This window comes from Actinoalloteichus hymeniacidonis (genome assembly GCF_014203365.1).
Taxonomy (GTDB): domain Bacteria; phylum Actinomycetota; class Actinomycetes; order Mycobacteriales; family Pseudonocardiaceae; genus Actinoalloteichus_A; species Actinoalloteichus_A hymeniacidonis.
This window is the reverse complement of record NZ_JACHIS010000001.1, coordinates 5,396,757-5,409,838: the sequence shown is the minus strand read 5'-3', so window position 1 is coordinate 5,409,838 and position 13,082 is coordinate 5,396,757. Positions and strand designations below refer to the sequence as shown.

The window sequence follows — 13,082 nt, the reverse complement described above, 5'->3', positions numbered from 1 at the left end:
GCCGCAGCTACTGTGCCGGGCCCCGAACCACTGGCACTTCTGTGCGGTGAACCGACATCGGTGATCACGCCGATGATTGTCGTGGTTGGAGTCAGTGATCCTTGGAGTTGACCCGCCACACGGTCAGCGACAGCCCGATCAGCAGATAGAAGACCGCCCGCAGCGCGCTGATCTCGAGGTCGGTGAAGTCCATCGGATAGCTGAGCATCGCGTTCTGGGCACTGAGCCAGCGGTGGGTGAGTACGGCCGGGTGCAGCCAATCGAACTGCGGAAAGCCGGTGATGATCTGAAAGCCGACGAAGCCGCCCATCACCGAGGCGGTCACCACGATCGGGCGGTGTGTCATCGCCGACACCGCCAGGGCGATGGCGGCCACCGCCCACATCTGCAGGATCGCCCAGCTGGCGATCAACGCCATTCGGCTCAGCGATTCCCCCAGACCGATCGAGTGGCCAGATGAGGTGATCATCGAGTCGCCGCCCAGCAACACGAGACCCACCACGACGCCGACGATGACGACCACGAATACGGCCATCACGCTGAAGATGAAGACGCTGACCGTCTTGACCAGCACCAGCATTCCCCGGCTCACCGGAGCCAGCAGCAGCCCGCGCAGGGTGCCTGCTGCGGCCTCGCCCGCGAACGAGTCCGCCGCGATCACGCTGATCAGCAACGGCAGTAGAAGGGCCAGCGTCATGGTCAGCGCAAACAGACCGACCAGTGTGCCGCTGCCTTCGATCAGGCCCATCAGCATCGGGCCGCCCGGCTGCCCGCTTTCCAGCGCCATGCCCACACCCATGACGACGGGGATCAGCGCTAGCAGGCCGAGTGAGACCAGCGTCCTGGGCCGACGCAGCATCCACCACAGCTCGGAGCCGAGCAGTCGGAGGAACGGAGCCGCCGTGCGTCCGGTGGCGATCGGAATATCGCTGGTGGGGGGACGAATGGTCCCGGTGACGCTCATCGAGCCTGCTCCTCGCTATCCGATTCCTCGGTGACCAGGGCGAAGAAGTCCTCCAGCCCGGTGCGGTGCGGCTTGGCCTCGTACACCTCGACATCGGCACGCACCAGAGTCGCGATCACGAATGGCGCGGCGCTGTCGATGAGTTCGGCGCGGATGCCGTCGCCCTCGACCCGGGCCGGCACGCCTGCGGAGCGCAGCGCCTCCACACCGCGTTCCGCGTCCGGCGTGGTCACCTGCAACGTGGCGTTGCTCGCCGACAGCAGATCGCCCAGGCTGCCCTGCGCGACCAGCAGGCCACGCTTGAGGACGGCGACGTGGGTGCAGGTCGCCTCGATCTCGGCGAGCAGGTGTGAGGAGACGATCACGGTGGTGCCCGCCTGGTGCAGATCGGCGATGACCTGCCGGATCTCCCGGGTGCCCGCCGGGTCGAGTCCGTTGGTGGGTTCGTCCAGTACCACCAGATTGCGGGGCACCAGCAGCGCTGCGGCCAACCCGAGCCGCTGCTTCATCCCGAGGGAGTAGCCCTTGAACGGTCGATCGGACGCGTCGGCCAAGCCCACCCGTTCCAAAGCCTCCGACACGGCCTGTTTCGCGTAGCGCGTCTCGATCAGCGGCTCCGCCGCAGCGCAGCGACGCAGGTTGTCCCGGCCGGAGAGGTGCGGGTGGAAACCGGGGCCCTCCACCAGGGCGCCGACCGACGGCAACACCTGGCGGGCCTCGTCCGGCATCGACCGGCCCAGCAGTTCGACGGTGCCCTCGGTCGGCTGGGTCAGGCCGAGCAGCATCCGGATGGTCGTGGTCTTGCCCGAGCCGTTGGGGCCGAGCATGCCCAGCACCGCACCCGAGGGGACATCGAGGTCGACCTGGTCGACCGCAACCGTCTTCCCGTAGGTCTTGCGCAGACCTCGGGTGCGGGCTGCCCAGTTCTCGTTCTCCGCGCCAGCGGCGAAGTCCGCCCCGGCGGCGGGGCCGGCCGAAGCCGACCCCGCCGATACGTCCGACAGGGTCATCGCTGCTCGCCAAGCGCGTCCGTGAGCACCTGCGCGGGCACCGCGCCTGCCGCGATGCGGCCGTCGTCGGTGATGATCGCGTTCACCACGGCCGTGCTGACGAGCCTGCCCGAGCCCCACTCGCCCTCGATCGGCTCGCTGATCTCGTTGATCAGCTCGGCGCTGATCGAGTCGGTCTCGCCGGTGACGGCGCCCTCTTCCGGCAACACGAACTCGGAACCGGAAGCGAACACCACGGTGTCCCAACCGTCGCCGATGACCTCGGTGCGCGACTCCAGGATCTCGTCGGCCGGAGTCTCGATGTACGCCTCGGACGGCAAGGCGTCTTCCTCTTGATCCGGGGCGGGCTCCAGCATGTCGACGATCGTGGCGCCCTCGGGCGGGGTGAACTCGAAGACGTCGGCTGCCGGGGCGCCGAAGTCGATGTCGGTGAAGCCGACCTCGAACACCGCATCGCTGGAGCCGTTGGCGAAGACGCTCATCCGCAGCGGCAGCCGGTTCTCGGCGTCCACCGCGACGCGGACCTCGCGGAGCAGCGTGCGCTCGTCCGGTCCGGGAGCAAGCGCGAGTTCGTAGGCATCCCGGCCCGCGACTGCGGCCGTGCCATCGACCGTGACGCTGCTGATGTCGCGGAGCGTCTCGACCATGTTGCGGGCGTATTCGGCGGGATCGTCCAGTGCCGTCTCCGCATGGGATTCCGCGCCGGATTCCTCAACTGTTTCCGCAGCGGGCATGTGCGAGGCGGTCCGCGAGGCCGAATCCCACTGCCAGTACGTCTCACCGTTGTCGATGTAGGACTGATCGTTTCCGTACCGAATCAGGTTGACCCGCCGCTTGTCTCCTCCGTCCAGGAACAGCTGGGCCTGCGAGGCGCCGACTCCCGTGAGTTCCAGCGCGCTCATGGGAAGCCCCAGGTTGTCGGTCACCTCCACGGTTCCTGCCAGTGCGGGGGAGTCGGCGGTCAGCATCGATTCGACCAAGGCTTCCGGCGAGATCTCGGGAAGCGTCGGCGACTGGTCGGCGCCTGCGGGCATCGCCAACCAGACGAGTCCGGCGGTGCCAGCCAGCACGCCTGCCGCAGCCACCCCTGCGGTCATCTTCCGTTTCTGCATCCGTTCCTCCTGCCATCCCCTCGACGATGTCGTCGTGGTGATTCATAGCCTGGACTGGCGTGCCTGAGAACGTGCTGAGACGAGCGCTCGCGGCCGGCGATCGCCCACTGACCACAGCGGCGCACGATCGGGTTCCCGCAGGTCAGATCCATTATGCCTCGAAGTCGACTCGCTGAGAGTCCGCTGAGGATGTCGATCTCCTCGCCTGCGGATGCCTGGGCCAGACCTCGGGGGACAGGTGGCCCTCGGCGACCTATCCGTCGAACGGCAACGCTGCCCACGAGGTGCCGCCGACCTCGGCCGAAACGCACTTCGCGGAGCCGATTGTCGACCAATCTGCGCCCGCGCATCGCTCACGCGCGAGGCGCCCCGCTCGATGGAGCGGAGCACGCTGAGGAAGCGCTGAGAGATCCACGTCCCTCGGAGTCCGAGCGTGCATCCTGGGGGCGTGCAACCACGAGTGCTTGTCGCCGACGACGAACCCGGAGTCCGCCGAGCCCTGGAACGGGGGCTCACCGCCGAGGGGATGATCGTCGTCACCGCAGGCACCGGGCCGCAGGCCCTCCGACTGGCCTCGACCGGCTCCTTCGACGCCGTCCTGCTCGACATCATGCTGCCCGGTCTGTCCGGCTATCGGGTGTTGCAGCAGATCAGAGCGGACGGAAACGAGACCCCGGTCCTGCTGGTCTCGGCCAAGGACGGCGAGGTCGACCAGGCGGACGGGCTCGACCTGGGTGCCGACGGCTACGTCGTGAAGCCGTTCTCCTTCCTGGTGTTGCTCGCGCAGCTGCGCGCTGTGCTGCGCCGCGCGGGCGATCGGGAGGATCGCACCGTGCTCACCGTCAGCCACCTCGCCGTCGACCTCGGCGCGCGCCGGGTGACCTGGCACGGCAACGAGGTCTCGCTGAGCCCTCGCGAGTACGCGGTGCTCGCCGCGCTGCTCCGCCGGGCCGGTTCCGTGGTCACCAAGGAGGAGCTGCTCCGCGAGGTCTGGGGCGACGAGGAGGCCGCGTCCCGCAACGTCGTCGAGGTCTACGTCGGCTATCTGCGCCGCAAACTGCAGGCGGCGGGCGCCCATCAGGTGGTGCGGACGGTCCGCGGACACGGCTACCTCGCCGCCGAGCCCGAACCCGACGCGGTGTCCGAGACCTCCTCGACCCCCGAGCCTGGGCCGACGTCGCAGCGCGCCCAGCGTCCCCGGGCGAAGTCCATCGCCCCTCGTCGGCTCTTCCGCCCCAAGCCATGACCAGATCGCCCCTGCGTCGCTGGTGGCGCCGCCGTTCGATGGCCGCCCGGATCGCGATGATCAACACCTCGGTGACGGCGTTGTTCCTGGTCCTGATCGTGGTGGGCAGCAGTGCGGTGATCGGCCAGGTGGTGGTGCGCGCGGTCGACCCAGACCTGCAGCGGACCGTTCTGGCCGCATCGAGCCGAGTGGGCGAGGGTCTTCCCCCGGAACAGTTCGGCGCCGAGACCGTGTTCGTCCGGGTGTTGGACACCGCAGGCAACCCGGTCGACGGCATCAACCCGCCCGATCTCAACGAAGCCGACGTGGAGCGACTGCGCACCGGGGAACTGGTCTTGAAGACCACCGGTGAGGGCACCCGTCGTTGGACGGGCAACGTGGTCCCGACCCCCGACGGCACGCCGCGACTCGTCCTGGCGGGCACCGAGCTCGTCGGGTTCGCCTCGATGCTGAACACCGGGTTGATCCTGGTCTCGGTGAGCGCCGTGTTGGCCGTGGCGGTGGTCGCGGTGGTCACCGTCTTCTCCGTACGGGGCTCGTTGCGGTCGGTGCGTCGGATGCGCAATGCCTCGGTCGGCCTGCCGACCGGCGCGCGACTTCCCGTGCCGAACACCAGTGACGAGCTGAGCGAACTCGCCGACGCCATCAACGACCTGCTCCGACACCGGGACGAGGCGGTCGGCCGACTTCGCAGGTTCACCGGGGACGCCGCGCACGAACTCCGTTCGCCGGTGACCTCGATCCGGGCGCAGGCCGAGGTCGCCGTGCAGTATCCCGACCCGGAACACTCGCTGGAGGTGCTGCACGAGGTCGTCGACGAGACCGAACGGCTCACCATGCTGGTGGAGGACCTGCTGGCGTTGGCCCGCTCCGACGCTGGCGAGTTCCGCGAATCGGGCCTCGTCGAGCTGACCCAGATCGCCCGGCAGGTCACCAGCCGTCATCGCGGCGGCGAGGTCAAGGTGGTGCTGTACGCGCCCGTCGCCGTGCAGATTCTCGCCGATCCCGTCGAGGTGGACCGGGTCTTGGAGAACCTGGTCGCCAACGCGGTGCGACATGCCCGAGTGCTGGTGCGGGTCTCGGTCCTGCCCACCGGTCGATTCGGAAAGCTGCTGGTCGACGACGACGGCACCGGGATCGAACCGGCCGACCGGGAACGGGTGTTCGACCGGTTCTTCCGCTTGGAGCAGGACCGGGCCCGGGAGACCGGCGGCAGCGGACTGGGCCTGGCGCTGGTCGCCGAGGTGGTGAGCAGGCGGGGCGGGACCGCCTCGGTGCACACCTCCCCGGACGGTGGTGCCCGGTTCCAGGTGACCTGGCCCGCGCCGTGAGCATCGACGCCGCGCGTTGGTGGGATCTCCGTCTCCCAGATCCGGCGCCCTCGGCCCACACCGGCCACCCCGTCGCGGTGCCGGGGGACGCGGACGGTAATGATCGGAGGGTGCCGTTGCTGCGAACCTCCGCCCTGATCGAGGCCGAACCCTCCACCGTCGTCGCCGCATTGCGCCTTCGTCTCGACAGCTCAGACGCCCCGGCGGCCACCGAGGCCACGCCGGATTCGGCGGCGCGGATCGAGACGATGGGCACGGGGCAACTGCTGGGCGTGGGGGACCGGGTGGTCTACGGCATCCCGTTCGGGCGGACCCGGATACCGGTACGGACCCGGCTGACCTCGGTGGATTCCGGCGAACTCCGGGCAACGGCGGTGGCGGGCTCGCCATGGCGGCTGGACCATCGGATCACCGTGACCGAGACCAGGGCAGGCACCCTGCTGACCGAGTCACTGCGCTGGTACTGGTTCGGTGGCCTGCTCGACGAGATCCTCGGTGCGCTCTTCATCCGGCGGATCGTGCTGCGGATGTTCGCCGCCAGAGAGGCGTCCATCCGCGCCGCAGTGCAGCGGCTTCGCGCCGCGCCCGCAGTGGTCGGGGCCGCACTGGTGCGCGCCGAGACGGTGCTGGCCGCGCAACGAGCCCGCCCCGAGACCCTGGCGGGCCGGTGGGAGCTGCCCGGTGGGGCGGTGGAGACGGCGGAGACCGAGCAGAACGCCCTGGTCAGAGAGTGTGTCGAGGAACTCGGTGCCCAGGTCAGAGTCGGCCCCAGGATCGGACCCGACCTGCCGTTGCCCGACGGACGGGTGCTGCGGATCTACCTCGCGATGCTCGACCCCGCCTCGGACGAGCCACAGGCCAGGGAACATCGCGAACTGCGGTGGTTGTCGGCAGAACAGCTGGACGAGGTCGATTGGCTGCCCGCAGATCTGGATCTGCTTCCCGACCTGCGGTGGTTCCTCACGGCCAGTGCCGAGAACAGCGCGAATCAGCGGCGGTAAACCTGGGGCTTCGTCCCTTGCCGCGGCCATTTCCCACGCACGCAATGATCGACTATTCAGGCGTGATGTGAATCGCCGGTCGCCGACGCGGTCGAGCGCGTCGCGAGGCGGTGACCGGCGCCTCTCATCGCGGCGTGACCAAGCAGGCACCTGGACCGCCACTCCCGCGCTGTACGCTGTACTGGGTCGCGAGTGCCTTTTGCAGGCGGCTTCGAACCAGATAGCGAGTCACAGACCTTCTCCACCTACCGCAATTCATCAGGAGCTTTCGCGTGCCCGCCTCCAGCGTCGCCACTGCCGAGCTGACCAGGACCGATCTTCGCAACATCGCCATCGTGGCACACGTCGACCACGGCAAGACCACGCTGGTCGACGCCATGCTGCGTCAATCCGGCGCCTTCTCCGATCGTGCCGAGCTCGTCGACCGAGTCATGGACTCCGGTGAGCTCGAACGCGAGAAGGGCATCACGATCCTCGCGAAGAACACGGCCATCCTCCGCCAGACGGCCGAGGGCCCGGTCACCATCAACGTGATCGACACCCCGGGTCACGCCGACTTCGGCGGCGAGGTCGAGCGCGGCCTGTCCATGGTCGACGGCGTGGTCCTGCTCGTCGACGCCAGCGAGGGACCGCTGCCGCAGACCCGTTTCGTGCTGCGTAAGACCCTGGCCGCCGGACTGCCCGTGGTGCTGGTCGTCAACAAGGTCGACCGTCCCGACGCCCGGATCGCCGAGGTCGTCGAGGAGACCCACGACCTGCTGCTCGACCTCGCAGGCGACCTCGACCAGGACGACCTCGACGTCGACGCCCTGCTGGACCTGCCGGTCGTCTACGCCTCCGCGCGCGCCGGTCGGGCCAGCCTGACCGCCCCGGAGGACGGCGGACTGCCCGACAGCGAGAACCTCGACCCGCTGTTCGACGTTCTCCTCAAGCACGTCCCGGCCCCGACCGGCGACGCGGACGCGCCGCTGCGCGCGCTGGTCACCAACCTGGACGCCTCCAACTTCCTCGGTCGAATCGCGCTCTGCCGGGTGCACGCAGGCCGGATCCGCAAGGGCCAGACCGTCGCGTGGTGCCGCGAGGACGAATCGGTATCGCGGGTCAGGGTCACCGAGCTGCTGATGTCGCAGGCGCTGGACCGGGTGCCCGCCGAAGAGGCCGTCGCGGGCGACCTGGTGGCGATCGCCGGTATCCCCGACATCACCATCGGCGACACCCTCGCCGACATCGAGAACCCGGAGCCGTTGCCGAGGATCACGGTCGACGAGCCCGCCATCTCGATGACCATCGGCGTGAACACCTCGCCGCTGGCGGGGCGCAACGGCGGCACCAAGATCACCGCCCGGCTGCTCAAGGGCCGGTTGGACTCGGAGCTGATCGGTAACGTCAGCGTCCGGGTACTGCCCACCGAGCGTCCCGACACCTGGGAGGTGCAGGGCCGAGGCGAGCTGGCCCTGGCCATCCTCGTCGAACAGATGCGCCGCGAGGGCTTCGAGCTGACCGTGGGCAAGCCGCAGGTCGTCACCAAGACGATCGACGGCAAGCTGCACGAGCCGTTCGAGCGCCTGACCATCGACATCCCCGAGGAGTTCCTCGGCGCCCTCACCCAGCTGCTCGCCAACCGCAAGGGGCAGATGGAGCAGATGGGCGGCCACGGCAGCGGCCGGATGCGGCTCGACTACCTGATTCCGGCCAGGGGACTCATCGGCTTCCGTACCGAGTTCCTCACCGAGACCCGGGGCACCGGTATCGCCAACCACGTCTTCCACGGCTACGAGCGGTGGGTGGGCGAGCTGCGGACCCGGCACAGCGGGTCCTTGGTGTCGGACCGCACCGGAGCGGTGACGGCCTACGCCATGATCCAGCTCGCCGACCGGGGTTCCTTCTTTGTGGAGCCGGGCGCCGATGTCTACGAGGGCATGGTCGTGGGCGAGAACCCTCGCGCCGAGGACCTCGACATCAACGTCACGCGGGAGAAGAAGCTCACCAACATGCGCTCCGCGACCGGCGACGAGCTGGAGCGGTTGGCCAGGCCCCGCAAGTTGGGCCTGGAGGAGGCGCTGGAGTTCTGCTCCTCCGACGAGTGCGTCGAGGTCGCCCCCGAGGTGATTCGGGTTCGCAAGCTGATCCTGGACTCCACGCAGCGCGGCCGCGAGCGGGCCCGCAGCAAGGCGCGCGACGCCTGATCCAAGCAACCCGTCGGCACCCTGGGGCGTCTTCCCCAGGGTGCCGAGGTGTGCCTCTGGTCACTTTGGGCACTTCGAGAGCGGGCGTGGCATCGGTTCTGCCACCCTCGACACCGAGTTCTGCCGGGGTTCCCCTCAGGAACACCCTCGCCATGTCGGTCGGGGGGCAGGCAGCTGACGAGGAGGTTCGCGCGGTGGCTCGTTCCGCAAGCCCGCTGAGGGCTCGCGTGTCGGTATCGAGCCGAGGCGTTTGGGTGCGCAGAGCGAGACGGCGTGCCCTGCTGGTGTCGGCGCTCGTGATCGCCGTCCTGGCAGGATGCACGACGCCACCACCGCCGTTGGTCGCGCCCTCCGATGCCCCGGACATCATCGAGGAGGAGATCCCCAGCGAGATCGTCGTCGGCATCGACTCGCTCGCGGGTGGTTTCAACCCGCACCGCCTGGCGGACCTGTCCGTTCCCACCACGGCGTTGGCGAGCCTGATGCTGCCCTCGGTGTTCCGACCGGGTCCGGACGGCACGCCTCGGTTGGACACGACCTTGATGACCCGCGCCGAGGTGGTCGGCACGGCGCCGTTCACGGTGAGATACGACATCCGGGCCGACGCCTCCTGGTCGGACGGGGCGCCGATCGCCGCCGAGGACTTCGTCTACCTCTGGGAGCAGATGCGGTCCGAGCCCGCGGTGGTGGATGCGGCGGGTTACCGACTGATCGAGGACATCACGCCGGGGGACGGCGGCAAGACCGTCGAGGTCGTCTTCACCGAGCCGTATCCGGGCTGGCGGAGCCTGTTCTCGCACCTGCTGCCCGCTCACCTGATCAAGGACGCTCCCGGTGGTTGGCAGCGCGCGCTGGCGCAGCGATACCCGTTGTCCGGTGGCCCGTTCACCATGGTGGCCTTCGACCGGGGCCGAGGCGAGATCGTGTTGGAGCGCAACGACCGGTACTGGGAGCAGCCCAGCGACGTCCTGCGACTGGTCCTACGACAGAACAGTCATCCGGGTCTGACCGACTCCCTGGCCACCGGCGACAACCAGATCGCCGTGCTCACCGCCGACGCCGTCGCGCTAAACATGATCGACGAGGCAGAGCCCACCGAGCCGCTGGTGACGCGCACGCTGCCCCGGCCGGAGATCGCCCAGGTGTTGCTGCGGCCGAGTAGCCAGACCCTCGCCGATGTCGAGTTGCGTCGAGCGATCGGGGCGACCCTGGACCGCGAGGCGCTCATCGCGATCGGTACTCGCAGCGGTCCGGCCTCCGATTTGCCTGCCGAGTCCCAACTGCTGGCGCCCTCCGAGCCGGGATACAGCGCGACCCAGCCCTCGGGTTCACGGCTCGGCGCCGGCAACTCGGCGGAGCTGTACGGCCTGTTGACCGCGGCCGGGTATGAACGCGAGGACGAACAGTGGTTGCGGGACGGCGAACCGCTGCGCTTGGTGGTCGCGGGTCCGGCGGACCAGGAGCCCTACACCTCGCTCGCGGGGCATGTCGCGCGGCAACTTCGCGAGGCGGGCATCGAGATCGAGCTCCGTGAGTCCGATCCCGGCGAGTTCTACGACGAGATGTTGCAGGGCGATGACGGGACTGTTTCCTCGCCGGACGACGAGACGGACGATGCCTCGGAGGAGAACGGGGATTCCGGTTCGGCGCCGGTGGACATCGCGGTGCTTCCGATGGGCGTCGCCGCCGATCCCGCCGCCGCCGCGGCTACTCGCCTCGCCTGTCCCGTCGCCGCCGACGACACCGACGCGGAGCAGGCGGCCAACCTCGCCGGTTACTGCGCCGAGGATGTCGACGAGCTGCTCAACGAGGCCCTGACCGGCAAGGTTCCGTTCGCCGAGGTCCGTGATGAACTCGAACCGATCCTCTGGGATCGGGCCATCTCACTGCCGTTGTTCCAACTCGCCGACACCGTGGTCTTCGGCTCGGGAATGAGTGGTGCCGATACCTGGCGTCCGTATCTCGGCCCGTTCGCCGACGCACCGAGTTGGCAGCGGGACGGGAGCTGATTTCCGGTCCGGGATCCCAGCTCCACTTTTGGCGAACAATGGGCTACCGTCGAGTAACCTGACGGCAAAATTGTTCAAAAAACGGACGTGACCGTTCGGTCAGCGACCGATTACCACGGGTAATCACGGAGTTACCTTTTGGTCACGATCGGTCGTACACGGGTGGCAGGCATGGGGTCGAGTTCCTACCGTTCCCGCCAACGGCGCGCGGGTGATGACATCGTGCGTGCTGAATTCTCGGGTCGTGTGGCCGTCGAGCGACGGTGGGCGATTCAGTGCTAGGAGGGCACGAACCTATGAGGAGAACGAAGACGGTCTCCGCGCTGGCGCTGTCCGTCAGCGCGGCTCTCGTTCTGGGAGCTTGCGGTGGCGGTGGCGACGGCGGCGGGAACGACGGGGCCGGGCTGAACAGCGACAGCCAGACCGGTGCGAAGGGCGACAACGGCGACGGTACCTACAACGCGCCAGAGGTCACCCCGGGCGGGCCGGTCACCATCACGCACGACGCGCCGTTCACCACGTACAACAACAGCGCGGCTGCAGGCAACAACTTCAACAACACGCTGGTCCTGTCCTCGGTGCTCACCCACCCGTTCAAGATCGACGACCAGCTCGAGATCCTGTTGAACACCGACGTGATGGAGTCTGCCGAGGTCATCCAGGAAGACCCGCAGATCGTCGAGTACAAGATCAAGGAAGGCGTGCGCTGGTCCGACGGCGAGGCCTGGGACTGCGACGACTTCTACCTCAGCTGGCTCTCGCGGTCCGGCAAGATCCGCGATGACAACGATGAGCCGCTGTTCGTGCCCGCCAGCACCTCCGGTGCCGAGGACGCGACCTTCACCTGTGACGACGACCTGACCGGTCAGCTCGCCTTCGACGAGTCCTACGCCGACTGGAAGGGCGAGTTCGAGGCCGTCTCGATGCTGCCCGCGCACATCCTGGAGCAGGAGTCGGGCGTCGAGGACATCACCACGATCACCAACGACTCGCCGCTCGAGGACAAGCAGGCCGTCGCCGAGTTCTGGAACGAGGGTTGGAACGGCTTCACCGAGGAGCTCGCTCCCGGCTCCGGTCCCTACACGATCGACACGTTCAACCCGAACGAGTCGATCACCCTGGTCCGCAACCCGGAGTGGATCGGTAACCCGGCAGGCCCGGAGAGCGTGACCTTCCAGGCCATCGCCGACGCGTCCGCGCAGCAGAGCGCCCTGCAGGACCAGCAGGTCCAGGTCATCCAGCCGCAGGCCGACAACAACGTGGCCGAGCAGCTGCGGGCACTGGCCGACCAGGGCATCCGCTACGAGGCGGCCGAGGGCATCACCTTCGAGCACCTCGACCTCAACATGGACAACCCGTTGTTCCAGGACCCGGCCGTCCGCCAGGCCTTCGCGGCCTGCATCGACCGTGAGGACCTGGTCGACAAGCTGGTTCGTGGCGTGAACCCCGAGGCGCAGCCGCTGGGCAGCCTGCTGTTCACCTCGACCGCCGAGGGCTACGCGGACCGCTACGAGGACGTCATCCTCGGTGACCCCGAGGCCGCGATGTCCATCCTCGAAGAGGCCGGCTGGACCCAGGGTGACGACGGCGTCTACGAGAAGGACGGCGAGCGCCTCTCCTTCTCCATCAGCCACACCTCGATCCCCCGTCGTAACGAGACCGTCGCCCTCGTCCAGTCGCACTGTGCCGACGCGGGCATCGAGGTCACCGACGACAACGACGACCAGTTCCTCGACGAGCGGGTCAGCCAGGGTGACTACGACGTCGCGCTGTTCGCGTGGGTCGGCACCCCGTTCCACTCCTCCAAGGTCTCGCTCTACACCGACGGTGGCGGGCAGAACTGGTCCGGCTGGGAGTCCCCCGAGGCCTCCGAGCAGCTGGCGATCGTGAACGGCGAGCTCGACGAGACTGCTCGTAGGGAGGCGCTCATCGCCGCGGACGAGATCTACGCCGAAGAGGTCTTCTCGCTGCCGCTGTTCTCGGTCCCGAACAGCTGGGCCTACAACGAGAGTGTCGACAAGGTGACCTACCAGGGCTCCGACGGCGTTGCATGGAACGTCTGGGAGTGGGAGGTCACTTCCTGACCTCACGTCCCCGGTACCGGGGTCCCGCCCACCGGCGGGGCCCCGGCCGGGGGTCGTGCTGACAGCACCGGCACACTCGCTGTCGACAGGCGCTCCGGTGCCCGCAGGCACCCCGGATGATCCCGGCCCAGTCCCGAGG

At 68.5% G+C, this 13,082-nt stretch carries 9 protein-coding genes; 6 read left to right on the top strand and 3 right to left on the bottom strand.

What is annotated here, in order from left to right:
* Positions 1 to 91: 91 nt before the first annotated feature.
* Genes BKA25_RS22815 through BKA25_RS22805 form a run of 3 tightly spaced genes read right to left on the bottom strand, consistent with a single transcriptional unit; the run spans position 92 to position 3,086 of the window.
* A complete protein-coding gene (locus BKA25_RS22815) occupies positions 92 to 964 on the bottom strand; it encodes a DUF2705 family protein (RefSeq protein ID WP_069846770.1) in 873 nt (290 codons plus the stop codon).
* Complete coding sequence (locus tag BKA25_RS22810; protein WP_069846771.1) at positions 961 to 1,974, bottom strand: ABC transporter ATP-binding protein; 1,014 nt, start codon at positions 1,972 to 1,974, stop codon at positions 961 to 963. Before BKA25_RS22810 ends, BKA25_RS22815 begins: the two co-directional genes overlap by 4 nt.
* On the bottom strand, positions 1,971 to 3,086 hold the full coding sequence (locus BKA25_RS22805) for a LolA family protein (RefSeq protein WP_069846773.1): 1,116 nt from the start codon (positions 3,084 to 3,086) through the stop codon (positions 1,971 to 1,973). The genes BKA25_RS22810 and BKA25_RS22805 overlap by 4 nt, the downstream gene beginning before the upstream one ends.
* A 448-nt stretch (positions 3,087 to 3,534) precedes the next feature.
* Between BKA25_RS22805 and BKA25_RS22800 the strand changes: the two genes are divergently transcribed.
* The 6 genes from BKA25_RS22800 (at position 3,535) to BKA25_RS22775 (ending at position 12,943) form a co-directional block, all read left to right on the top strand.
* Complete coding sequence (locus tag BKA25_RS22800; RefSeq protein WP_157420943.1) at positions 3,535 to 4,332, top strand: response regulator transcription factor; 798 nt, start codon at positions 3,535 to 3,537, stop codon at positions 4,330 to 4,332.
* Entirely contained in the window at positions 4,329 to 5,663 is a 1,335-nt protein-coding gene (locus BKA25_RS22795; protein ID WP_069846775.1) for a sensor histidine kinase, read from the top strand. Before BKA25_RS22800 ends, BKA25_RS22795 begins: the two co-directional genes overlap by 4 nt.
* Positions 5,664 to 5,773: 110 nt before the next feature.
* Positions 5,774 to 6,664 (top strand): NUDIX domain-containing protein, encoded by an 891-nt coding sequence (locus BKA25_RS28085; protein ID WP_236750479.1) that lies wholly within the window; start codon positions 5,774 to 5,776, stop codon positions 6,662 to 6,664.
* Between the two features lie 272 nt (positions 6,665 to 6,936).
* Positions 6,937 to 8,850, top strand: coding sequence for a translational GTPase TypA (typA, locus tag BKA25_RS22785; protein ID WP_069846776.1), 1,914 nt, complete (start codon positions 6,937 to 6,939; stop codon positions 8,848 to 8,850).
* 254 nt (positions 8,851 to 9,104) lie between these two features.
* Positions 9,105 to 10,859, top strand: coding sequence for an ABC transporter family substrate-binding protein (locus tag BKA25_RS22780; RefSeq protein WP_069846778.1), 1,755 nt, complete (start codon positions 9,105 to 9,107; stop codon positions 10,857 to 10,859).
* A 296-nt stretch (positions 10,860 to 11,155) separates the two neighbouring features.
* On the top strand, positions 11,156 to 12,943 hold the full coding sequence (locus BKA25_RS22775; RefSeq protein ID WP_069846780.1) for an ABC transporter family substrate-binding protein: 1,788 nt from the start codon (positions 11,156 to 11,158) through the stop codon (positions 12,941 to 12,943).
* Positions 12,944 to 13,082 lie beyond the last annotated feature (139 nt).